Annotated in this window: 17 protein-coding genes; 10 read left to right on the forward strand and 7 right to left on the reverse strand. The window is 56.7% G+C overall.

What is annotated here, in order from left to right; translation table 11 throughout:
* Positions 1–55 precede the first annotated feature (55 nt).
* Positions 56–1,123, forward strand: a complete 1,068-nt coding sequence (locus BM029_RS15135) for an NAD(P)-dependent alcohol dehydrogenase (RefSeq protein ID WP_092437380.1) — start codon at positions 56–58, stop codon at positions 1,121–1,123.
* A 127-nt stretch (positions 1,124–1,250) separates the two neighbouring features.
* Here the strand turns inward: BM029_RS15135 and rpiA are convergent, their stop codons facing one another.
* The 7 genes from rpiA to smc all read right to left on the reverse strand — a co-directional run bounded on the left by rpiA (position 1,251) and on the right by smc (position 12,489).
* Complete coding sequence (gene rpiA, locus BM029_RS15140; RefSeq protein WP_092416774.1) at positions 1,251–1,922, reverse strand: ribose-5-phosphate isomerase RpiA; 672 nt, start codon at positions 1,920–1,922, stop codon at positions 1,251–1,253.
* A gap of 106 nt (positions 1,923–2,028) precedes the next feature.
* Positions 2,029–3,795, reverse strand: coding sequence for a cation:proton antiporter (locus tag BM029_RS15145; protein WP_092437382.1), 1,767 nt, complete (start codon positions 3,793–3,795; stop codon positions 2,029–2,031).
* 224 nt (positions 3,796–4,019) lie between these two features.
* Positions 4,020–4,556 carry a peptide deformylase gene (def, locus tag BM029_RS15150; RefSeq protein ID WP_092437384.1) on the reverse strand — a complete coding sequence of 179 codons (537 nt, stop codon included), beginning with the start codon at positions 4,554–4,556 and terminating at the stop codon, positions 4,020–4,022.
* A 21-nt stretch (positions 4,557–4,577) separates the two neighbouring features.
* Entirely contained in the window at positions 4,578–5,453 is an 876-nt protein-coding gene (galU, locus tag BM029_RS15155) for a UTP--glucose-1-phosphate uridylyltransferase GalU (protein WP_092437386.1), read from the reverse strand.
* Positions 5,440–7,521, reverse strand: a complete 2,082-nt coding sequence (gene ligA / locus BM029_RS15160; RefSeq protein WP_092437388.1) for an NAD-dependent DNA ligase LigA — start codon at positions 7,519–7,521, stop codon at positions 5,440–5,442. The genes galU and ligA overlap by 14 nt, the downstream gene beginning before the upstream one ends.
* 2 nt (positions 7,522–7,523) lie before the next feature.
* Entirely contained in the window at positions 7,524–8,657 is a 1,134-nt protein-coding gene (locus tag BM029_RS15165) for a cell division protein ZipA C-terminal FtsZ-binding domain-containing protein (RefSeq protein WP_092437390.1), read from the reverse strand.
* A 301-nt stretch (positions 8,658–8,958) separates the two neighbouring features.
* The gene (gene smc, locus BM029_RS15170) at positions 8,959–12,489 is read right to left on the reverse strand and encodes a chromosome segregation protein SMC (protein ID WP_092437476.1); all 3,531 of its coding nucleotides are present in this window, start codon (positions 12,487–12,489) and stop codon (positions 8,959–8,961) included.
* Positions 12,490–12,892: 403 nt separating this feature from the next.
* Between smc and dapC the strand changes: the two genes are divergently transcribed.
* The 9 genes from dapC to BM029_RS15215 all read left to right on the forward strand — a co-directional run bounded on the left by dapC (position 12,893) and on the right by BM029_RS15215 (position 23,043).
* Positions 12,893–14,095 carry a succinyldiaminopimelate transaminase gene (dapC, locus tag BM029_RS15175; protein ID WP_092437391.1) on the forward strand — a complete coding sequence of 401 codons (1,203 nt, stop codon included), beginning with the start codon at positions 12,893–12,895 and terminating at the stop codon, positions 14,093–14,095.
* 106 nt (positions 14,096–14,201) lie between these two features.
* Positions 14,202–15,029, forward strand: a complete 828-nt coding sequence (gene dapD, locus BM029_RS15180) for a 2,3,4,5-tetrahydropyridine-2,6-dicarboxylate N-succinyltransferase (RefSeq protein ID WP_092437393.1) — start codon at positions 14,202–14,204, stop codon at positions 15,027–15,029.
* Between the two features lie 167 nt (positions 15,030–15,196).
* Entirely contained in the window at positions 15,197–16,342 is a 1,146-nt protein-coding gene (locus BM029_RS15185; RefSeq protein WP_092437395.1) for a PilT/PilU family type 4a pilus ATPase, read from the forward strand.
* Between the two features lie 30 nt (positions 16,343–16,372).
* Positions 16,373–16,726, forward strand: coding sequence for an ArsC family reductase (locus tag BM029_RS15190; RefSeq protein WP_092416743.1), 354 nt, complete (start codon positions 16,373–16,375; stop codon positions 16,724–16,726).
* A 73-nt stretch (positions 16,727–16,799) separates the two neighbouring features.
* Complete coding sequence (gene dapE / locus BM029_RS15195) at positions 16,800–17,954, forward strand: succinyl-diaminopimelate desuccinylase (protein WP_092437397.1); 1,155 nt, start codon at positions 16,800–16,802, stop codon at positions 17,952–17,954.
* Between the two features lie 215 nt (positions 17,955–18,169).
* The gene (gene prmB / locus BM029_RS15200; RefSeq protein WP_092437399.1) at positions 18,170–19,054 is read left to right on the forward strand and encodes a 50S ribosomal protein L3 N(5)-glutamine methyltransferase; all 885 of its coding nucleotides are present in this window, start codon (positions 18,170–18,172) and stop codon (positions 19,052–19,054) included.
* A gap of 145 nt (positions 19,055–19,199) precedes the next feature.
* Entirely contained in the window at positions 19,200–21,206 is a 2,007-nt protein-coding gene (locus tag BM029_RS15205) for an ATP-binding cassette domain-containing protein (protein WP_092437401.1), read from the forward strand.
* Positions 21,164–22,096 carry a Rossmann-like and DUF2520 domain-containing protein gene (locus BM029_RS15210; RefSeq protein WP_092437403.1) on the forward strand — a complete coding sequence of 311 codons (933 nt, stop codon included), beginning with the start codon at positions 21,164–21,166 and terminating at the stop codon, positions 22,094–22,096. The genes BM029_RS15205 and BM029_RS15210 overlap by 43 nt, the downstream gene beginning before the upstream one ends.
* 143 nt (positions 22,097–22,239) lie before the next feature.
* Positions 22,240–23,043: a transporter substrate-binding domain-containing protein gene (locus BM029_RS15215; RefSeq protein ID WP_092437405.1), complete on the forward strand. Its 804-nt coding sequence runs from the start codon at positions 22,240–22,242 to the stop codon at positions 23,041–23,043.
* The last annotated feature ends 72 nt before the right edge of the window (positions 23,044–23,115 follow it).

Consider the following 23,115-nt stretch of genomic DNA (forward strand, 5'->3'; position numbering starts at 1 on the left):
TTAAGCAATTGACCGATACCGGTTCGTCGTTCCATCTCACAAGAAGGGAAATGCCATGCTTAAAGCCGTTGGATATGCCGCGCAGACTGCGCAAACACCTCTTGCTCCGTTCAGTTTCGATCGCCGCCAACCGGGGCCCCACGATGTCCAGATCGAGATACTGTTTTGCGGGGTATGCCATTCCGATTTGCATACCGTACGTAACGAGTGGCACAACACCGTATACCCGGCGCTGCCGGGGCATGAAATAGTCGGCCGGGTGACCAAGGTCGGCGAGCACGTCAGGCACTTCAAGGCAGGCGATCTGGCCGGCGTCGGCTGTATGGTCGACTCCTGCCAGCACTGTCCGAGTTGCGCCGAAGGGCTGGAGCAGTATTGCGAAAATGGCTTTACCGGCACTTATAACGCTCCGGATAAGCATAATGGTGGCGTGACTTATGGTGGTTATGCCAACAATATCGTAGTCGACGAAAAATTTGTCTTGCGCATTTCCGACAAACTTGATCCAGCTGGCGCGGCGCCGCTGCTGTGCGCCGGCATCACCACTTATTCACCGCTGCGGCATTGGAAAGTCGGTAAAGGTCATAAGGTCGGTATCGTCGGTTTGGGTGGGCTGGGTCATATGGGCGTGAAGATCGCCCACGCGATGGGTGCGCATGTGGTGTTGTTTACTACGTCGCCGAACAAGATCGACGATGCGTTGCGCCTGGGCGCCGACGAAGTCGTGATTTCCAAGGTTCCGAAGCAGATGGAGGTACACGCCAACAGTTTTGACTTCATCCTCAATACCGTGGCGGCGCCGCACAACCTGGATGCGTTCCTGGATCTGCTGAAGCGCGACGGCGCCATGACGCTGGTAGGTGCGCCGGCCGAATCGCATCCGTCGCCCAACGTGTTCAACCTGATCATGAAGCGGCGCACCCTGGCCGGATCGCTGATCGGCGGTATCAAGGAAACCCAGGAAATGCTGGATTTCTGCGCAGAGCACGGGATCGTCTCGGATATCGAAATGATCGCGATCCAGGATATCAACCAGGCTTACGAGCGGATGTTGAAGAGCGATGTCAAATATCGCTTTGTGATTGATATGGCGTCATTGCAGCGCGACACGGCTGCCGGCTGACAAGAAAGGATGTAGGGTGGGCACGCCTTTGTGCCCACGCGTGAACTCACCCCATGTATATGCCAATTTCTGCACTCCGGTTATCGCGGTCCGCGTGGGCACAAAGGCGTGCCCACCCTACGTAGAATCAGAAAGTCAGGGTCTTCACGCCGTCTGGCGTTCCCAGCAGACAAATGTCAGCGCCCTTTTCTGCAAACAAACCGACCGTCACCACGCCGGTGATCTGGTTGATTTGCCGTTCCATTTCCACCGGATCAGTGATTCTCAGGTCGACCATATCGATAATCACGCAACCATTGTCGGTAATCAGCGGCTTGCCATCCTTGAAACGCAAACGCGGCTCACCGCCCAGTTTGATCAGTTTGCGCGCCACCACCGCCTGCGCCATCGGGATTACTTCGACCGGCAACGGAAACTTGCCGAGCACCTTCACCAGCTTGGAACCATCGGCGATACAGATGAATTTTTCAGCTACCGAAGCAACGATCTTTTCGCGCGTCAGGGCGGCGCCGCCGCCTTTGATCATCGCGCCCTGCTCCGTGATTTCGTCGGCGCCGTCGATGTAGACCGGCATGGTCGCGACCTGGTTCAGGTCGTAGACTTCGATGTCATGCGCCCGCAGACGCGCGGCAGTCGCTTCCGATGAAGCCACGGCGCCCTTGATCCGATGCTTGATCTTGGCTAGTTCATCAATGAAGAAATTGGCGGTAGAGCCGGTGCCGACGCCGACAATCTGGCCATCCACCACGTATTTGATTGCTTCACGGGCAACAGCTTGTTTGAGTTCGTCCTGGGTCATGGCAGTCATGGCTTTATCTTGAAAAAGAGGTAAAGACGCTATTTTAACCAAACGGCGGGATGAATTTGAAAAACAAAGCCGTCACTCATGCATCTATTCACACATTTTAATGATTTTCGTCTGGTTGCTGTTCCATCGTTTCACGCAGTGCAATCTGCAATTTCGAATGCAATTTCACAAAACGTTGCCACAACACCAGCACCAGTGCCGCCGCGCCAACCAGTACCAGGATCAGCAGATTGGTCGGCGGCAGGATCCGGCTGCTGAGCGCGGCGATCATCAACATGATGCCGATGATAGACACCACAGGAATTACCTCGGCGATCACGCGCCGCACCGCATGGCTATGGGAACCGGCCCATTCCGGCTTGACGCTGATCTCCGCCAGCAACATGCTTAGCGCATGCAACTTGCGATAAGTTGCGATCAGGAAAGGCAATGAAATCAGCAAGGCTCCGCCCCACACTATCGCATTCTGAATCTGCTCATCCGCCACCCACGCCGACATGCTGTTGCCGACTGTCTGGGCAAAATAGCCGCTGATGATAAAAATCGCCACCACCAGCGCCAGGTTCACCACCACCTGCATCAAGATGCGACGAATAATGCGCGACAACTCGGCGCGGTCGCCTTGCGGTTGCAAGCTATCGAGCCAGGTTGAATACATGCCGAATACCGACGCCACTTTCTCCGGCATGGCCTTCGCCAGGCGGTTTGATAGTGGATCGGCCAGCTTGATCAGGTACGGTGTCAGCAAAGTGGTCACGGCAGATACCGCTACCACGGTCGGATACAGGAAATCGCTGGTGACTTTCAAGCTGACGCCCAGCGCCGCAATGATGAAAGAGAACTCACCGATCTGCGACAGGCCCATGCCGACCCGCATCGAAGTGCGGCCGTCATGGCCGGACAGGAATGTCGCCAGGCCGCAGCTGATGACCTTGCCCAGCACCACAGCCACCGTAATCACACCGATCGGCAGCCAGTATTGGGCCAGGATGGAAGGATTGAACAACAGGCCGATAGCCACGAAAAAGATGGCGCTGAACATGTCGCGCACCGGTTCGATCAGGCGTTCGATCTGATGCAGGTGGCGCGACTCGGCCATCACGGCGCCGATAATGAAGGCGCCCAATGCCACGCTGTATTGCATTTTCATGACTAGCAAACAGAAGCCGAAACACAGGCCGAGCACCGTCACCAGCAACATTTCCTTGCTCTTGAACTTTGCTACGTAGTCGAGCAGGCGCGGGATGATCAGGATGCCTGCCACCAGCGAAACAATCATGAATAGCACCAGCTTGCCGATGGTGACCGCGGCATCGCCGGCGTCCACCGAACCGCTGGTCGCCACGCCGGATAACAACGCGATCATGCCGATCGCCAACACATCCTCGACAATCAGGATGCCGAAAATCAGCTGCGCGAATTTCTCGCGCTTCATGCCCAGCTCGTTGAGCGCCTTGACGATGATGGTCGTGGACGATACCGACAGCATGGCGCCGAGGAATACCGCATCCATCTGCTTCCAGCCGAAATAAATACCGATCTCGTAGCCGATCCACAGCATCAGCGTAATTTCCGCCAGGGCCGCCACAAAAGCAGTGGCGCCAACCTTGCCGAGTTTCTTCAGGCTGAATTCCAGGCCCAGTGAAAACAGCAGGAAGATCACGCCCAGTTCCGCCAGGATCTGGATCGTGCGTTCATCCGTGATCAGCGAAAATGGTGGCGTATGCGGTCCGATGATGACGCCTGCGACGATATAACCAAGCACCACCGGCTGCTTGAAACGGTTGAACAGCACCGTGACGACACCCGCGATCAACATGATCACGGCCAAATCCTGGATAAACATTTCTACCGCATGGTGCATTGGCAAGTTTCCGAAGTAAGCAAATGGGAGAGATTACTGTAGGGTGGGCACGCCTTTGTGCCCACGCATGACCGCAACAACCGGAGTACGGGCCCCGGGGGCATGTACGTGGGACGAGTTCACGCGTGGGCACCAAGGCGTGCCCACCCTACGCAGCTTGTTATTTTGCAATTATATATTGTGCCGACCCATGCCAACCCGTCAGCATGCCCGCACCACGCCGCTTAATCGTCGTGATTGGGATCCAGCTCGGGGAACAATACTTCGGTAAAACCGAAGCGGGTGAAGTCCTTGATCCGCATCGGATACAGGATGCCATTCAAGTGATCGGTTTCATGCTGCACCACGCGCGCATGGAAATCATCGACGTCGCGGCTGATGCGCGCACCAGACTGATCGAAGCCTTCATAATGCAAGCGCGTCCAGCGTGGCACCACGCCGCGCATGCCAGGCACTGACAGGCAACCTTCCCAGCCATCTTCAACTTCGTCCGATAACGGGGTCAACACCGGATTGATCAGCACGGTCTCCGGCACTGCCGGTGCATCCGGGTAGCGGACGTTATTCTTGAAACCGAAGATCACCACCTGCAGATTGACGCCGATCTGCGGCGCCGCCAAACCGGCGCCGTTGGCTGCATGCATCGTATCGAACATGTCAGCGATCAGCACCTCCAGTTCCGGCGTATTGAACGCGGTGACAGGTTCTGCTTGGCGCAACAGGCGGGGGTCGCCCATTTTCAGGATTTCACGAACGGTCATGGCGTCGGCTTTACGGTGTGATTATTTATATTGTTTCAGATACTCGGCAAATTCGGCGCCGGTCTCCGGATGCTTCAGGCCCATCGCCAATGTCGCTTTCAGATAACCCAGCTTGGAACCGCAATCATAACGCTGTCCGGCGTAACGATATGCCAGCACGCGCTCGCTTTTCATCAAGGCGGCGATACCGTCAGTCAGCTGGATTTCGCCGCCGGCGCCCTTGCCAAGGCCTTCCAGGCAATCGAAAATGCCATTGGTCAGCACATAACGTCCCACCACTGCGAGAGTTGAAGGAGCTTCTTCCGGCCGAGGTTTCTCGACGATGCTGTTGACCTTTTCCAGACCGGTCTTGTACGGGTCGATGCTGACGATCCCGTATTGCTTGGTATCGGCACGCGGCACATCTTGCACTGCAAGCATGCTGGATTTTTCGGTGGCGAAGATATCGGTCATCTGTGCCAGTACCGGCTTGTATCCGGCCGCAACATCCATGAAATCGTCCGCCAGCAGGACCGCGAAAGGATCATCGCCAACCACCGGACGCGCGCACAACACGGCATGTCCGAGACCGAGCATTTCGGACTGGCGGATAAAAATGCAGTTGATATGCTTAGGAATAACATTTTGCACCAGCTCTAGCAGGCGATCCTTGCCGGCTGCTTCCAATTCGGTTTCCAGCTCATAGGCCTTGTCGAAGTGATCTTCGATCGCCCGTTTGTTGCGGCCGGTAATGAACACCATATCGGTGATGCCGGCGGCAACCGCCTCTTCCACCGCATACTGGATCAACGGTTTGTCGACGATTGGCAGCATTTCTTTCGGCTGCGCCTTGGTGGCAGGCAAAAATCGGCTGCCCAGGCCGGCAACGGGAAATACTGCTTTTCTAATTTTGCTCATGCTCGCTTTCTAAAAGAGTGCGAAGCGCATCTTCATCCAGGATCGGGATGTTCAACTCTTCCGCTTTAGTGAGTTTGCTGCCGGCCTCGGCGCCCGCGACCACATAACTGGTCTTCTTAGAAACCGAGCCCGTCACCTTGCCGCCGGCCGCCTCAATCATGGCAGCTGCTGCATCGCGGGTCAGGGTCGGCAGGCTGCCGGTCAGCACGAAGGTCTTACCTAACAAGAACTTTGACGCCGTTTCGGCCGGCAAGTTCTCCGGCCAGTGAATTCCGGCTGCCCGCAATTGTTCAACCAGCTCTCGATTCAGCGGATCGGCAAAGAAAGCCAGCAGTGATCGTGCCACCACCGGGCCGATATCGGCGACTTCCAGCAGTTGCTCTTCAGAAGCCTGCAGCAACCCGTCTATGCTGCCGAAATGCGTCGCCAGCTCTTTCGCTGTTGCCTCGCCGACATGGCGGATACCGAGCGCATAAATGAAACGGCCCAAGGTAGTCGATTTGGATTTTTCGAGCGCGGACAATACATTTTGGGCGGATTTGTCGGCCATGCGTTCCAGCGCGGCCAGTTTCACCAATCCTAATTTGTACAGATCAGCCGCTGTGAATATGAGTTGGCGATCGACAAGTTGTTCGATCAATTGATCGCCCAGGCCTTCAATGTCCATCGCCCGCCGCGATGCAAAATGCTGCAAGCCACCCTTGCGCTGCGCCGCACACTTCACCCAGCCGCCGGAGCAACGTGCGATGGCTTCATCTTCCAGCTTGACGATGGCAGAGCCGCAAATCGGGCACTCGGTTGGCATGACGAACGGCTGCGCGTTCGCCGGCCGCAGTTCCGGCACAAACGACACCACTTCCGGAATCACATCACCGGCACGCCGCACAATCACCGTGTCGCCGATATGTATATCCTTGCGCCGTACTTCATCCTCATTATGCAAGGTTGCATTGGTCACCGTAACACCGCCGACAAACACCGGCGCCAGACGCGCCACCGGAGTGACAGCGCCAGTACGGCCGATCTGCACTTCGATATCCAGCACCTGGGTAGTGGCTTCTTCGGCCGGGAATTTATGCGCCAGCGCAAAGCGCGGCGCACGCGACACGAATCCCAAAGTCTGCTGTTGCAGCAAGCGATTCACTTTATAGACAACGCCATCGATTTCGTATGGCAGTTGCGGGCGCTTGCTACCGATGCCACGGAAAAATTCCAGCAGGCCGGCAGCGCCTTTGACAACGCCACGTTCCTTGCACACCGGTAATCCGAGCTGGCTATACCAATCCAGCAGGGCCGAGTGCGATGGCGGCATCTCGGCGCCTTCCAGCGCACCAATGCCGTAGGCGAAAAAGCGCAAGGTGCGTTGTGCCGTAATACGTGAATCGAGTTGCCGCAAACTGCCGGCCGCTGCATTGCGCGGATTGGCGAATTCTTTCATGTCCGCCTCGCGCTGGCGGGCGTTGAGTTTGGCGAAATCTTCCTTGAACATCAGCACTTCGCCACGCACGTCCAGCACCTTCGGCGGCTGGTCGGTATGCAGCCGTAACGGAATTGCGCGCACGGTACGGATGTTGGCGGTGACGTTTTCACCGGTAGTGCCGTCACCGCGAGTGGCGGCCTGCACCAGCACGCCATCCTCGTAGCGCAAATTGATGGCCAGCCCGTCAAACTTCAACTCGGCGGCGTATTCAATCTCGGTGTCAGTCTGGGTATCGAGGCCATCCCTGACGCGACGGTCGAACTCGACGATATCGTTGTCTTCAAAACCGTTACCCAGGGACAGCATCGGTATCGAATGCGTGACCTGCTCGAATAACGGCAGCGGCGCAGCGCCGACCCGCTGGGTCGGTGAATCCGGTGTATTGAGTTCTGGATGCGCTTGTTCCAGCGCTTGCAATTCGCGGAACAGCTGATCGTACTCGGCATCAGGAATCGACGGATTATCGAGTACGTAATAAGAATGGTTATGGCGGTTTAATTCAGCCGCCAGCCAGGCGGCGCGCAGGCGCCATTCGGCGGCATCGGGAGCAGTTCCCGGGCCACCTGCTTGAGATAAAGAAGAAGGCATAATTAACTGAATAGACGCAAAGCCCGAATCGAACCGGCTGGAATTTCAGCGGCATCCATTTCACGGTAAAAGGCATCGACCTGACCGGCAATCTCGGCCAGCTGCACATCGGCCAGCGGTTGGTTGCTGTCATCGACCAGCACTCCGCCAAGACGTGCAGCCAGCGAACGCGCGCAAGCCACCATTGCGCCATAGCCGTCACGGTCGGGAGCAACCCGCGGCACGTCGAGCAACAAGGTCAGGCGGCTGGTGGTTTCCGCCACCGCGCTGGCATTCGTAGACAGTGAGAACAGCAGACCGCCCTCGCCATCCGACATCACCATGCGGCCTTCCGGCCGGGCATCGAAACCTTGACGGGTCAGTGCCGCCAGCAAGGTGCTGATCGCCCAAGGCGCACCGTTGGACTGGATATTCACGCCCAGCTGCGCATCATGCTCGATCACGAACTGATGCAAACCACGCGCCGTGTGCATCACTTCCGACATATCCGGGAGATCCGGTTCAGCGCCCAGGTCATCGGCGATCTGGCGTAAACGGGTCACCAGTTCGGAATATTCGATTTCATTCAGCGGGTTGGTGCGATTGGCCAACTGCACACCGGCCAGCAAGGTGGTGTAGATGCCGCCATGCGCCACCGGCTCCCATTCGCCGTTTGCATCTTCGCCGATAAAATGGATAGGCTTGTTGCCGACGTGACGCAAGGTTTGCAATGCCGGCAATGCCTTGTCGCCGCGCACCGGTGCTTCCAGCGCCAGCGGAATGGCGCAATCGATCAACTCGTCTACCGGCAGATCCTTGCGCGCGACCGGAGCGGATGCAGATGCAGTCACTGGATTGCCAAGTTGCGGTTCGATAGCCTGCTGCTCAGCGCTTTGCTCCAGATCGTCGTGCGGCAATGCCGACATATCGTCCGTATCAAGCTCGGGTTCAAACAGCTTTGGCTCATGGCGCGCCGGCGCTTCGCCGTTTTCCTTGGCAGAAGTCTTACCGGGGGTCATCAGCACATCGTCATGCGATCCGGAAAACGCCCGTTCAACACTCTTCTTGGCTTTGTATTCCTGCCATTTGTTGTAGGAAATGACGCCAACAAGAAACGCGCCTCCAATGATAAACAGGCTGGTTTGTAGATCTGTCATTCTGCTGATGCCTTAATAAGGAAAAAACACTTCTAAATTTGCGTAGGGTGGGCACCGGTGCCCACGCGTGACCTTAGATTCACCTCGGGTACCCGTTACCGGCACCGCGTGGGCAAAAAAAACTGCCCACCCTACAACTGCACGCGCAGCAAACGTATGTTATCGCGCCAATTTTTACAATATATTGTAATAAAACCAGAAAATCAGCCTAGTGTCATCATAAAAAGTTATCAAGCTGGAATTAAAGCGAGTTAAAGCTGATTTCAAGCCGATTTCAGCTAATCAAACTGCCGTTTTAGCCTTAAGCCGGCACCGGGTCGCTGGCAAAACTTCTGGCTGCTTCCATATCGACGGCCACAATCCGCGATACGCCCTGCTCTTGCATCGTCACCCCGATCAACTGCTGCGCCATTTCCATCGCAATCTTGTTATGCGAAATGAACAGGAACTGAGTATGGGCCGACATCCGCTTCACCATATTGCAGAAACGTTCGGTATTGGCATCGTCGAGCGGCGCGTCAACTTCGTCCAGCAAACAGAACGGCGCCGGATTCAGCTGGAACATCGAAAACACCAGGGCAGTCGCGGTGAGTGCTTTTTCACCGCCTGACAGCAAGTGAATCGTGGCATTCTTCTTGCCCGGCGGTTGCGCCATGACTTGCACGCCGGAGTCGAGGATTTCGTCGCCGGTCATGATCAGTTTGGCCTGGCCGCCGCCGAACAGGATCGGGAACAGTTCGGCAAAATGCAGGTTGACCTTGTCGAAAGTGTCTTGCAACAGGTCGCGGGTTTCCTTGTCGATCTTGTGAATCGCATCCTGCAAGGTATTGATGGCCTCGGTCAGGTCGGCGTTTTGCGCATCCAGGAAATTCTTGCGTTCGGACGCTTGCGCCAGCTCATCCAGCGCCGCCAGATTGACTGCGCCCAGCGCGCCGATAGCGTTGGTCAGACGCGTCACTTCGCCTTGCAGATAGGATGGCCGCATGTCGGCGGTCAGCTTCTCGCTCAATGCAGCCTCGTCGGCCTGCGCTTCGAGCAACTGCTGCACGTATTGTTCCTGGTTCAGACGCGCCGCCTGCTCTTTCAGTTGCAATTCCATGATGCGGTCGCGCTGCGGCTGCAGGCTGCGCTCGGCTTGCAGGCGGGTTTCTTCATGCTGGCGCAAATTCTGCGATACCTGGTCCAGTTCATGACGGGTATCGGCCAGCGCACGCTCCTGCTCGCTGCGCTTGTCCAGCAAGTCTTGCAAACCGGCTTGCGCGGCCTGATCGTCCAGGCTCTCCAGTTCGAGATGGCCCTGCTGCATATTGGCAAACAACTGTGCCGCCTGCTCCAGCGCGGTGGCGATGCTGCGCTTTAGCTCTTCGATCTTGTTGCGATGGGATTTCTCGGCAAATTCCGCTTCTTGCGCAGCGCGCTCCATCTCCCGCAGACGCTGGCGGGCATCGTTGAGCTGTTGTTCCTTGCCCAGGTAGTCGGTTTGTCCGTCTTCGTGCTTCTCTTGCAGTTCGGCCAACTCCATGTCGAGTTGCTCGAACTTGGCTTCCGATTCCATCTTGACTTGCTGCTGCTCGCTTTCCTGCGCCGCGATTTCAGCCAGATCGGAAGAAATTTGCGAACTGCGTTGATTGAAACGCTCCTGCAGCTCAGACAATTTCATGACGTCGATCTGCAAGCCATGCACCGCCTGCGTCAGGCCGGTGTGGCGCTGGCGCATCTCCTGCAGCCGCTGGGTTGCCTGCGACAGCGCCGCTTCGGCACGCACCGAACGCGAACGCGCTTCGTCAGCCAGCATCTGCTGGGCGCGCAATTGCTTGGTGATGTTTTCGATTTCCTGCTGGCGCGCCAGCATGCCGTCCTGCTCCGAATCGGAAGCATAGAAACGTACGCCGGTCTTGCTGATCACATGGCCCTGGCGCGTAACAAAGCTGGCGCCAAGCGGCAGTTTACTGCGCTCGGCGAATGCGGTCACCGTGTCGTCGGCAGCGTAGAAATTGTGCAGCCAATCCTGCATCAGCACGCGCAAACCCGGATCGTTCAGTTGCAACAAACTCAGGAATGACTTGAGACCGGCAGGCGTTTCGGTGTTATCTACAGGCGCCACGCCATTGGGTGAGAACAAGGCCAGCTTGGCCGGTGGGGCATCATTGAAGAAGGCCTTGGCCCAATCCAGGTTCGACATTTCCAGGGCCGAAGTCCGCTCGCGCAGCACTGACTCCAGCGCCGTTTCCCAGCCGCCGTCGATATGCAGCTTTTGCCACAAGCGCGGCAATCCTGCCAGTTCGTGTTTTTCCAGCCAGGGTTGAACCTTGCCTTCAGTCTGTACGCTTTCCTGCAATTGCTTGAGCGCTGTCAGGCGTGCTTCCAGCTGGGCGTTGTTGGCGCTTTCCGTATTGACTTGCTGCTGCGCGTTACGCCGTTCTTCTTCCAGGCGCGGCTGTTGTTCCTGCGCCTCTTCCAGTTGCATGCCGATCTCTTCCAGGCCGGCCTGCTTCTCCTCCAGTTGCATGCGCAAATTGGTGAGATGAGCGTTGTCCGGCAGGTTCAAACCGTTCTTTTCCTGCGCCAGCCGTTCGCGCCGGCTGCTCAGGCCGTTCAGGATATTCGAGGCATTGCGCTGGTGGGTGGATTCCAGTTCGATCTGCTGCTGGATCTGCATGATCTTGCCGCGCGATTCAGTGCTCTTCAGTTGTGCTTCGCGCCAGCTTTGTTCCAACGCCGGCAACTGGTCGTTGTGCTGCTGCGACGCCACTTGCGATTGCTCGACCCGCGCCGCCAACTCTTCCAGATGCATCTCGGCCTCGACCAGGTCGTCCTGGAATTGAGTACCCTGGCGTTGCCACTGATCACGCTGCGCGGTCAATGAATTGAGTTGCGATTGCAGCCGGTTACGCGATTCGATGACAAACTTGATCTGCGCTTCCAGGCTGCCGATTTCGGAATTGGTCTGGTACAGATGGCCTTGCGCCTGGTGCATGCGGTCGCCGGCGGCATAATGCGCCTGGCGCATATGTTCCAGCTCGGTCTCGACATGGCGCAGCTTGGCGGTTTGCTCTTCCAGATCGGTTTGCGCTTTTTCAATCTCGCGGAAATATTTTTCCTGCTCGGTCTTGGCTTCGTTCTTGCGCAACAGCCACAGCAGTTTTTGCTTTTCTTCCTGGTCGCCTTGCAACTCATGGAATTTTTGGGCGACCGCCGCCTGCGACTGCAGTTTCGCCAGATTCGCGTTAAGTTCACGCAGGATATCCTCAACCCGCACCAGGTTTTCGCGCGTGTCGTTCAGGCGATTCTCTGTTTCGCGGCGGCGTTCCTTGTACTTGGAAACGCCGGCGGCCTCTTCCAGGAAAACCCGCAGTTCTTCGGGACGCGCCTCGATGATGCGCGAAATCATGCCCTGGCCGATGATCGCGTAAGCACGCGGACCAAGGCCGGTGCCCATGAAAATATCCTGGATGTCGCGCCGCCGTACCGCCTGGTTGTTGATGTAGTACGTCGAAGTGCCGTCGCGCGTCAAAGTGCGCTTGACGGCGATTTCAGCATACTGGCTCCACTGTCCGGCCGCTTTGCCAAGACCGTTGTCGAATACCAGCTCAACCGATGAGCGGCCGGCCGGCTTGCGATGTGAAGATCCGTTGAAAATGACGTCCTGCATCGATTCGCCGCGCAACTCGGAAGCCTTGGATTCACCCAAAACCCAGCGCACAGCGTCGATGATGTTGGACTTGCCGCAACCATTAGGCCCGACCACACCGACCAGCTGGCCGGGGACCTGGAAATTGGTGGGATCAACGAAAGACTTGAATCCTGATAATTTAATGGAGGTTAAACGCACGTTATCGACAATTCTTATCAAAGTCGGCGAAAAAGCGGCCGTCACACTTAACACTATAAAACGAGGAAAAACCTCGCAGGAGGTCGACATCATAACATTCCGTCCTGCCATATAGACGATCTGATGACTGCTACGAGCGGGAAAGATTGACCTCCGGTTTGGGGCCAAAGCATCAAAAAAGTTCAAGAAGACAATGGAAAGCTGAAAAAATCACATCGAATCGGCGTTTTTCGCTCTCACTCACTCTCAAAACCGGGCAACGGCGGCGATCAAAGTCCCGCTTCTGTATATAATGCAAACAGGGCAGTCCAGGCTATAAGTCACGCTGTGCGTGACTTATAGCCGCTTTTCTTTATTTCATTTTGTTATTCATTCATCATCAACATCATCATCAATTAGCCACGTGAATCCATTACTAGACCGGCTGCAGCCGTATCCGTTTGAAAAACTGCGCGTGTTATTCGCAGACGTCACGCCCAACCCGGCATACAAGCCGATCAGCCTGGGAATCGGCGAACCTAAGCATCCGACTCCGAAGTTTATCCAGCAAGCGCTGAGCGACAATCTGAACGGCCTGGCCAGCTATCCCAGCACCATCGGCGCAGAACCATTGCGGGCCGCGATCGCCGGCTGGCTGGAGCGCCGCTACGGTTTGCCGCCGCTCGATCCGGCGACTCAGATCCTGCCGGTCAACGGTTCACGCGAAGCGTTGTTTGCGCTGGCGCAGACGGTGGTCGATCCGAGCCAGGCAGATGCATTGGTGATGTGCCCCAATCCGTTTTACCAAATTTACGAAGGCGCTGCCTACCTGTCGGGCGCCCAGCCGTATTTCGTCAACTCCGACCCAGCCCGCAACTTCGCCCCGGATTACCGCAGCGTGCCGGACGATGTCTGGCCGCGCGTCAAGCTGCTGTATCTGTGCTCGCCCGGCAACCCGACCGGCGCCGTATTGTCGCTGGAAGACTGGAAAGAACTGTTCGCGCTGTCGGATCGTCACGGTTTCGTGATTGCGGCCGATGAATGCTATTCCGAGATTTATTTCAAGCCGGAAGCGCCTTTGGGTGGACTGCAAGCGGCAAATATCCTGGGCCGTACCGGCTATCCACGCCTGATCGCCTTCTCCAGTTTGTCGAAGCGCTCCAATGTGCCGGGCATGCGCTCAGGTTTTGTGGCCGGCGATGCCGCCATCCTGAAAAAATTCCTGCTGTATCGTACCTATCACGGCGGCGCCATGAGCCCGCCAGTGCAAGCGGCTTCGGTCGCCGCCTGGAACGACGAAACCCACGTCGTCGAAAACCGCGCCAAATACATGGCTAAATTTCAACAAGTTACGCCAGTGCTGCAAACCGTGCTGGATGTGGCGTTGCCTGATGCCGGCTTTTACCTGTGGGCCAAGGTAGACAAATTGGCAAACATCTCCGATACGGACTTCGCCAAGCGGCTATATGCCGAATATAATGTTACGGTATTACCTGGCAGCTATCTGGCGCGCGACGCCCATGGCAGCAACCCGGGCCGGCAACGGATCCGCATGGCGCTGGTGGCTGAGGTGGAAGAATGCCTCGAAGCAGCGCAACGAATTGCCGCTTTCTGCCGCGGCCTATAGAGCTACGCCCTGATCTTACTTATTGCATCATGACGACGTGTTGCTATCGTTGCTATCGTCGCCATGATGAAATTCACGTTTTTAAACTTTCAATCTGCGAACCATCATGACTCAATCTCTGCAAGCATTTATCGACCAGGCCTGGGAACAGCGCACCGAATTCTCACCTAAGACTGCACCGGCCGATGTCCGCGAAGCGGTCGCCAAGGTTATCGCCGAACTGAACCAGGGCGCCTTGCGCGTCGCCGAAAAGATCGACGGCAACTGGGTAGTCAATCAATGGATCAAGAAGGCCGTACTGCTGTCGTTCCGCCTGGAAGACAACCTGCCTATGCCGGCCGGCGACAACATGCAGTTCTACGACAAAGTCCCGACCAAGTTCGCCAACTACACCGCAGAAGATTTCGCCAAGGGCGGCTTCCGCGTGGTGCCGCCGGCAGTTGCGCGTCACGGCAGCTTCATCGGCAAGAACGTGGTCCTGATGCCTTCCTACGTCAACATCGGCGCGTATGTCGATGAAGGCACCATGGTCGACACCTGGGCCACTGTCGGTTCCTGCGCACAGATCGGCAAGAACGTTCACTTGTCCGGCGGCGTCGGCATCGGCGGCGTACTTGAGCCAATGCAAGCCAACCCGACCATCATCGAAGACAACTGCTTCATCGGCGCCCGTTCGGAAATCGTCGAAGGCGTGATCGTTGAAGAAAACTCGGTGATTTCGATGGGCGTCTACATCGGCCAGTCGACCAAGATTTACGACCGCGCTACCGGTGAAGTAACTTACGGCCGCATCCCTTCGGGTTCGGTGGTGGTTTCCGGCAGCTTGCCCTCGCCAGATGGCAAATACAGCTTGTATTGCGCAGTCATCGTCAAGCGTGTCGATGCCAAGACTCGTGCCAAGACCGGTATCAACGAGCTGCTGCGCGAAGCCTGATAATTACTTTGTCTCCGACACGTAGGGTGGGCAAGTCTTTTTGCCCACGCGTTACCGAGACAAGCACGGTGATGAATTTGAAATAACGCGTGGGCACCTGTGCCCACCCTGCGCCTGATCAGATAAACAGTTGGATTGCGAAGAAAAATAATTTAAGGAGCTTTTTGATGGCAATGGATCGCTTGTTTCATCTGATGCAGGAAAAGAGTGCGTCGGACATGTTCCTGGCGCCTGGTTCGCCGATTCATCTGAAGATCAAGGGCCAGATGCTCCCGGTCAATCAGCAGAACATGGATGAACACACTATCCAGATGCTGTTGAATGAAGTGCTGTCCGCCGAGCGCCTGCAAGAACTGGAACGCAACAATGAATTGAATCTCGGTTTGCCGGTAGCCGGCGTCGGCAGTTTCCGGCTGTCGGCGTTCCGCCAGCGCGGCAGCATTTCCGCCGTGATCCGTTATATCCCCTACCAGATTCCAGCATTTGAAGAACTGCGCCTGCCGCCTGCACTGGTCGAACTGATCGGCCGCAAGCGCGGTTTGCTGTTAGTGGTGGGCGCCACCGGTTCCGGCAAATCGACGACTATCGCCTCGATGCTGGACTATCGCAATAAAACCCAGGCAGGCCATATCCTGACCCTGGAAGACCCTATCGAATTCCTGTTCCACAATCACCGTTCCATCGTCAACCAGCGCGAAATCGGTAGCGATACTACCGACCTCAACGGCGCCTTGAAGAACGCGTTGCGGCAAGCGCCTGATTGCATCCTGATCGGTGAAATCCGCGACAAGGAAACCATGTCGGCCGCCATGGCCTATGCCCAGTCCGGCCATCTGGTTGTATCGACGCTGCATGCCAACAATACCTACCGTGCGCTGAACCGCATCATCAGTTTTTATCCGATGGAAAACCGGCCGGCACTGCTGGAAGACCTGGCATCGACCCTGGCTGCGATTGTGTCGCAACGGCTGGTCACTACCGTCGATGGCGAGCGCACCCCGGCGGTCGAAATCATGCTCAACACCCGCCACGTCTCTGAACTGATTGAAGAAGACAATATCAGCCAGATCAAGGAAGCGATGGAGAAGAGCCTGGCGCCAGGTTCGCAAACCTTCGAGCAGGCGCTGATGCAATTGATCGACGATGGCGTCATCACCCAGGACGAAGCGCTGGCGCACGCCGATTCTCCAAGCAACCTGTACTGGCTGATCAACAACCACACGCCGAATTCCAAAAAGAATTCGACACCGGTGGCGCCGGAACCGGAACGCGTCGAAGGCGCTACTTTTACCGAATTCACACTGGACCTGTAGGTCACATCCACACCAAACCGCATTCAATCTATGGCAATTACTCTTTACGGCATTCCCAATTGCGACACAGTCAAGAAAGCCCGCACCTGGCTGGAAGACCAGGAGATCGCATACACGTTTCACAATTTCAAGAAAGACGGCGTCACGGCGCAACTGATCACGACCTGGCTGGCGGATGTGCCCTGGGATACGCTGGTGAACCGCAAGGGCACTACCTGGCGCGGCTTGTCGGAACAACGCCGCAACGGCATCACCGACGGCATCAGCGCTACGCCATTGATGATGGAGCTGCCATCTATCATCAAGCGGCCGGTGCTGTTCACCGGCAAGAACACATATGTCGGCTTTTCGGACGCGCTGTACCAAGAGATATTCAGCCAGTAAGGTAGCTAATAGGGTAACTAATAACCCGGCCAGCAATTCAACAAACCAATTTAACAAATAAGCAGCAGAATTCATGACAAACCCCATCGAGAGCAAAACCCTGGCGCTGGCCGAAGAGTTGATTGCACTATCCTCCGTCACACCACAAGACAAAGGCTGCCAGGCGCTCCTGATCGAATTGCTGGCGCCGCTCGGCTTTGCCTGCGAAACTATCCAGTCCGGCGACGTCACCAATTTATGGGCGCGCAAGGGCACTGCACGGCCGCTGCTGGTATTCGCCGGCCACACCGACGTGGTGCCGACCGGCCCGCGCGAACAATGGCAATCCGATCCGTTCCTGCCTAGCCACCGCGACGGTAGGCTTTACGGCCGTGGCGCAGCAGACATGAAGACCTCGATTGCTGCCATGGTGGTTGCGGTAGAAGAATTCACGCAAGCCCGCCCGGACCATTCCGGCTCCATCGCCTTTTTGATTACCAGCGATGAAGAAGGCCCGGCTACCGACGGCACCGTGGTGGTCTGCGAAAAACTGAAGGCACGCAGCGAGCAACTCGATTACTGCATCGTCGGCGAACCGACTTCCAGCTCGACCCTGGGCGACATGATCAAGAACGGCCGCCGCGGCACCATGTCCGGCAAACTTACGGTCAAAGGCGTGCAGGGCCACATCGCCTATCCACAGCTGGCAAAAAACCCGATTCACCTGGCGGCTCCGGCGCTGGCGGAACTGGCTGCTGAAAAATGGGATGAGGCGAATGAATACTACCTGCCGACCTCCTGGCAGATGTCGAATATCCACGGCGGCACCGGCGCCTCCAATGTGATCCCGGGCGAAGTCGTGATCGATTTCAACTTCCGCTTCTCCACCGCCAGCACTGTCGAAGGTTTGCAGCAACGGGTGCACGCGATCCTGGACAAGCACGGCCTGGAATATACCCTCGCCTGGACCGTAGGCGGCCGGCCGTTCCTGACGCCGCGCGGCACGCTGAGCGAAGCCATCTCTTCTGCGATCAAGGCGGAAACCGGCATCAACACCGAATTATCGACTACCGGCGGCACCTCGGACGGACGTTTCATTGCGCAGATCTGCCCGCAAGTGATCGAATTCGGGCCACCAAACGCCAGCATCCACAAGATCGACGAGCACGTGGAAGTCCAGTTTATCGATCCGCTGAAAAACATTTATCGCCGTACCCTGGAAAATCTGCTGCCACCTTCATCCGTTTAATGTTGCACAAACGATGCACAGCCACAGACGGCCGCACATTGTTGCGGCCTTATTTGCTCTAATTTGAACAAATAACAACAAAATCAAGGTCTTAGCGCGCTTCTTGTCTCGCTAAGACCCATTCGGCATGGCATTTCCGATAAAATCCGCCTGACACTTTTGCGACCTCGGCGGCCAAGTCGCCGCATATCCGCCCTACCTTTATAATTTGCACCATGACACCACAATCCTTTACCTCCATCCGCGACTTGCTGCGCTATGCAGTAACCCGCTTCAATACCGCCGGCCTGTTCTTCGGCCACGGCAGCAGCAACGCGCTGGATGAGGCCGCCTACCTGATCCTGCATACGCTGAAGCTGCCGCTGGACAAGATCGAGCCGTTTTTCGATGCGCGCCTGCTGCCGCATGAAATCGACGCCGTACTGCAAGTAATTGAAAAACGCAGCACCGATCGCGTTCCTGCCGCCTACATTACCAATGAAGCCTGGCTGGGCGAATACCGTTTTTACGTCGACCAGCGCGTGATCGTGCCACGTTCGTTCATCGCAGAATTGATTCCTGACCATTTCTCGCCATGGCTGCAAGATCCTGAAGCTGTCAGCAATATCCTGGAACTGTGCACCGGCTCCGGATGCCTGCCTATCATGCTGGCGGATGCTTTCCCGCAGGCCCATGTCGACACTGCGGATATTTCGGCCGATGCATTGGCTGTGGCACGTCGCAATGTCGATGACTACGAATTGCAGGATCGCATCACGCTGATCGAGTCCGACCTGTACAGCAAGGTTCCGGCAAAAAAATACGATCTGATCGTCACCAACCCGCCGTATGTCAATTCCGGTTCGATGGACAAGTTACCGCCGGAATATCTGCGTGAACCGCAAATCGCCCTGGCCGGCGGTAGCGACGGCATGGACCTGGTGCGCAAGATTGTTGCCGGCGCCAAGCAACGTTTGACACCCAACGGTGTACTCGTAGTCGAAATCGGCAACGAGCGCGCCTTCGCCGAAGCCGCGTTCCCGGATCTGGAAATGACCTGGGTATCGACCAGCGCCGGCGACGACATGGTATTCCTGCTGACAGCAGACCAATTGCCTTAAATCACAAGCTGCCTGCATGGGCCGTGCGCTCATGCAGCAACAAATAAGCAGTAAATAAGCAGCAAACAAGACCATCACAACCTGCATGTTGTTTTAAACACATGCATGGCCACTCATTTAGCAAGATAGTTAGCAGATAGTAGACATGATACGTTTTCAACAAGTTTCCCTGATGCGCGGCGTCAAGCCTTTGCTCGACAATGTCGACGTCACCCTTAACCCGGGCGACAAGATCGGCCTGATCGGCGCTAACGGCGCCGGCAAGTCCAGCCTGTTCGGGCTGCTGCGCGGGGAGCTGCATGCCGACCTCGGCGAGATCGATTTCCCGACGAAATGGCGCATGGCCTACGTTGCTCAGGAAACCCCGGCGCTGGATCGTCCTGCGATTGAATACGCTATCGATGGCGACGTCACCCTGCGCCGCCTGGAAGAAGAACTGGCGTTCCTCGAAAGTGAACCGGAAACCACTTCCAACGGCATTTTGATCGGCGAACTGTATAGCGCCCTGGCCGATGCCGATGCTTACACGGTGCGTTCGCGCGCCGAGCAATTGCTGACCGGCCTCGGCTTCTCGCTGGCGCAGATGGATCAGCCGGTGGCCAGCTTCTCCGGCGGCTGGCGCATGCGCCTGAACCTGGCGCAAGCGCTGATGTGCCCGTCCGACCTGCTGCTGCTCGATGAACCCACCAATCACTTGGACCTGGATGCCATCATCTGGCTGGAAGACTGGCTCAAGCGCTATCCCGGCACCCTGATCATCATTTCCCATGACCGCGACTTCCTCGACGGTGTGGTCAATGTCATCGTGCATATCGATGAGCGCAAGCTGAAGCGTTACTCCGGTAACTATTCCTCGTTCGAGCGCCAGCGTTCTGCGCAGCTGGAACTGGCTGCAGGTACTTTGGAAAAGCAGATGCGCCAGCGTGCGCATCTGGAATCGTTCATCAACCGCTTCAAGGCCCAGGCCAGCAAAGCGCGTCAGGCTCAAAGCCGGATGAAGGCCCTGGCCAAGATGGAAGAGTTGGCGCCGCTACGTGCAGCAGCTGAGTTCTCCTTCGAATTCCGGGTACCGCTGAGCGCACCTAATCCCTTGCTGGTGATGGAAGATGTAAGCGCCGGCTACCGCACCGAAAGCGAAACCAGCCATGACGTCACCGAAAAGGTGATCATCGCCGGTATCAATTTCTCTTTGCAGATTGGTCAGCGTATCGGCCTGCTGGGCGTCAACGGCGCCGGTAAATCGACCTTCATCAAAACCATCGCAGAAGAACTCAAACCATTGCACGGCGACGCCCAGTTCGGCAAGGGCTTGTCGATCGGCTACTTCGCCCAGCACCAGGTGGAAATGCTGCGCCATGACGAATCGCCGTTGTGGCACATGGGCAAGATCGCGCCAACCGTGCGCGAACAAGAGTTGCGCAATTTCCTCGGCAGCTTCAATTTCAACGGCCCGATGGTTACCAGTTCGATCGCACCATTTTCCGGCGGCGAAAAGGCACGCCTGGCGCTGGCCCTGATCGTCTGGCAGCGCCCTAACCTGCTGCTGCTGGATGAACCGACCAACCATCTGGACCTGGAAACCCGCGAAGCGCTGACCATGGCGCTGGCGCAGTTCGAAGGCACATTGGTGCTGGTGTCACATGATCGCCATCTGTTGCGTGCCACTACCGATCAGTTCATCATCGTCGCCGACGGCAAGGTAGCACCATTCGATGGCGACCTGGACGATTACAAGGACTGGCTGTTCAAGACCAAGCTGGCGGCTAAAAACAGTGCGACCGATGCGACGCTGCCGAAAGCCAGCAGCAAGGCAAAAATCGCTAGCGCAGTCGCTCCGGCAGCGGCTCCCGTGGTCGACAATGCCGACCGCCGCGAACAAAAACGTGCGGAAGCCGAAGCGCGGCAAAAGCTGGCAGCGCAGAAGAAGCCGATCGAATCGCGCATCAAGCGCCTGGATGAACAGATCGCCAAACGCAGCGCGCAGAAGCATACTGTCGATACGCGCCTGGCCGATCCGGAAATCTACGATAAAGACAAGAAAAAGGAATTGGCGACGCTGCTGGCTGATCAGGCGTTTTATGCCAAGGAACTGACGCAACTGGAGGCGGAATGGCTGGAGCAACAGGAAGCGCTGGAGCTGCTGGGCAACTAACCAAGCAATCAAGCACGATGCCGGACGGCGGCCAACGCCGTCCTCACACCCTAAGCTTAAGTATCATCGGGTGCGGCAAAGTCGGCCAGACTCTGGGCCGGCTTTGGCACGATCGCCAGACTTTTGTCTTGCTCGACATCCTGAACCGTTCCACTGCCAGCGCACAACAGGCCTGCGCCTTCATCGGCGCCGGCAGCGTAACGGCAGATCATGCCGGTCTGCGCAGCGCCGATATCTATCTGATTGCAACAAGCGACGACCAGATCGCCGCTTGTTGCAACGCCCTTGCCGCCGCCGGCAAACTGCATCCGGGCAGTATCGTGTTTCATTGCAGCGGCGCGCTGTCGTCGCTTGAACTGGCTGCCGCTACCGCACAAGGCGCGGCCGTCGCAAGCATCCACCCCATTCGCAGCTTTGCCGATCCACAGCAGGTAGCCGACCATTTCGACGGCACCTGGTGCGGTAGTGAGGGCGACGCCGCCGCGCTGGCGGTTCTCGGCCCCGCATTCAGCGCCATCGGCGCCCAATCGGTAGAAATCCGGCGCGAACAAAAGACCCTGTACCACGCTGCGGCAGTATTCGCTTCCAACTATCAGGTGACGCTGATCGATGTCGCGCAACAGGCTTACGTTGCGGCTGGTATTCCCCCTGAGCTTGCCTTGAAACTGATCGAACCGTTACTGTCTGAAAGCGCGGCCAATGCTTTTCGGCTTGGTCCGGCAACCGCCCTCACCGGCCCGATCGCACGCGGCGACCTGGCGACTGTCGCCAGGCAATATCAGGCAGTCCAGCAATGGCAACCGCAGATCGCGGAGCTATATCAACAGTTTGCGGTACTGACTACCGATCTGGCCATGCGCAAGAAAATAAGCAAACCCGGCAAACCGTAAATTGCCTAGATCGGCGATAGCTGATATTTTCCTGAAATGCAAAGACAATAAGTGCATATAAAGTCGCAAAACCATCATTTCACATTTGCAGGGAAAAACGCTTAACATAGTGCTACCAATCGCTACCAACCAAAGGAAAAGAAATGGCCACTACACTGTCAAAACTGAGCAAGATTGCAGCCGCGATACTGATCACCGGCGTCACGCTCAACGCGTTCGCAGCTGACCTGCTGGATACTGTCAAAGCCCGTGGCACCCTGAAGGTGGCGATGGAAGGCAACTATCCTCCGTTCAATTTCAAAGATCCGAAAAGCGGCCAGCTGGATGGCTTTGAGGTTGACGTAGCCAAATTGCTGGCGGCCAAGCTGGGCGTGAAACCTGAATTCACGACAACCGAATGGAGCGGCATCCTGGCCGGTCTCGGCGCCGGCAAATACGATGTCATCATCAACCAGGTCGGGATCACCGAAGCGCGTCAAAAAGCCTTCGACTTTTCTCAACCGTACACCCTGTCCACGGCGCAATTGATCATCAGGAAAGACGAGAAGCGCAGCTTCCCGACCCTGGAATCGCTGAAGGGCTACAAACTCGGCCTGGGCCAAGGCACCAATTTCGAACAAAAGGCCAAGGCTGTCCCAGGTATCGATGTCAAAACCTATCCTGGCTCGCCTGAGTACCTGGCTGACCTGGCTAGCGGCCGTATCGATGCAGCCTTGAATGACCGGCTGCTGGTGGGCTATCTGCTGAAAACCTCGAATCTGCCATTGAAGGCTGGCGCCACTTTTGGCGATATCGATAAAATCGGTATTCCTTTCCAAAAAGGCAACCCTAAATTTGAAGCAGCTTTGAATAAAGCGCTGGACGAGATCCTGAAAGACGGCAGTTTCAAGCAAGTCTCATTCAAGTGGTTCGGCTTTGACGTTAGCAAAGCGCCATCGGCGCAGTAACGGAATTCACGTTACACTTCAGTCAGACCAGACATCCCCGCCCATCGCGGGGATGTTTTTTTAAGCAAGAAA

It is taken from the genome of Collimonas sp. OK607, from assembly GCF_900111995.1.
GTDB lineage: Bacteria > Pseudomonadota > Gammaproteobacteria > Burkholderiales > Burkholderiaceae_D > Collimonas.

What these genes read in the sequence shown, in the direction of transcription:
- BM029_RS15215 (WP_092437405.1), top strand. Translation starts at nt 22,240, where the DNA reads ATGGCCACTACACTGTCAAAACTGAGCAAGATTGCAGCCGCGATACTG.
- BM029_RS15165 (WP_092437390.1), bottom strand. Translation starts at nt 8,657, where the DNA reads ATGACAGATCTACAAACCAGCCTGTTTATCATTGGAGGCGCGTTTCTT.
- rpiA (WP_092416774.1), bottom strand. Translation starts at nt 1,922, where the DNA reads ATGACCCAGGACGAACTCAAACAAGCTGTTGCCCGTGAAGCAATCAAA.
- ligA (WP_092437388.1), bottom strand. Translation starts at nt 7,521, where the DNA reads ATGCCTTCTTCTTTATCTCAAGCAGGTGGCCCGGGAACTGCTCCCGAT.
- dapE (WP_092437397.1), top strand. Translation starts at nt 16,800, where the DNA reads ATGACAAACCCCATCGAGAGCAAAACCCTGGCGCTGGCCGAAGAGTTG.
- BM029_RS15190 (WP_092416743.1), top strand. Translation starts at nt 16,373, where the DNA reads ATGGCAATTACTCTTTACGGCATTCCCAATTGCGACACAGTCAAGAAA.
- BM029_RS15210 (WP_092437403.1), top strand. Translation starts at nt 21,164, where the DNA reads ATGGCTGGAGCAACAGGAAGCGCTGGAGCTGCTGGGCAACTAACCAAG.
- def (WP_092437384.1), bottom strand. Translation starts at nt 4,556, where the DNA reads ATGACCGTTCGTGAAATCCTGAAAATGGGCGACCCCCGCCTGTTGCGC.
- BM029_RS15185 (WP_092437395.1), top strand. Translation starts at nt 15,197, where the DNA reads ATGGCAATGGATCGCTTGTTTCATCTGATGCAGGAAAAGAGTGCGTCG.
- dapD (WP_092437393.1), top strand. Translation starts at nt 14,202, where the DNA reads ATGACTCAATCTCTGCAAGCATTTATCGACCAGGCCTGGGAACAGCGC.
- BM029_RS15145 (WP_092437382.1), bottom strand. Translation starts at nt 3,795, where the DNA reads ATGCACCATGCGGTAGAAATGTTTATCCAGGATTTGGCCGTGATCATG.
- prmB (WP_092437399.1), top strand. Translation starts at nt 18,170, where the DNA reads ATGACACCACAATCCTTTACCTCCATCCGCGACTTGCTGCGCTATGCA.
- galU (WP_092437386.1), bottom strand. Translation starts at nt 5,453, where the DNA reads ATGAGCAAAATTAGAAAAGCAGTATTTCCCGTTGCCGGCCTGGGCAGC.
- BM029_RS15135 (WP_092437380.1), top strand. Translation starts at nt 56, where the DNA reads ATGCTTAAAGCCGTTGGATATGCCGCGCAGACTGCGCAAACACCTCTT.
- BM029_RS15205 (WP_092437401.1), top strand. Translation starts at nt 19,200, where the DNA reads ATGATACGTTTTCAACAAGTTTCCCTGATGCGCGGCGTCAAGCCTTTG.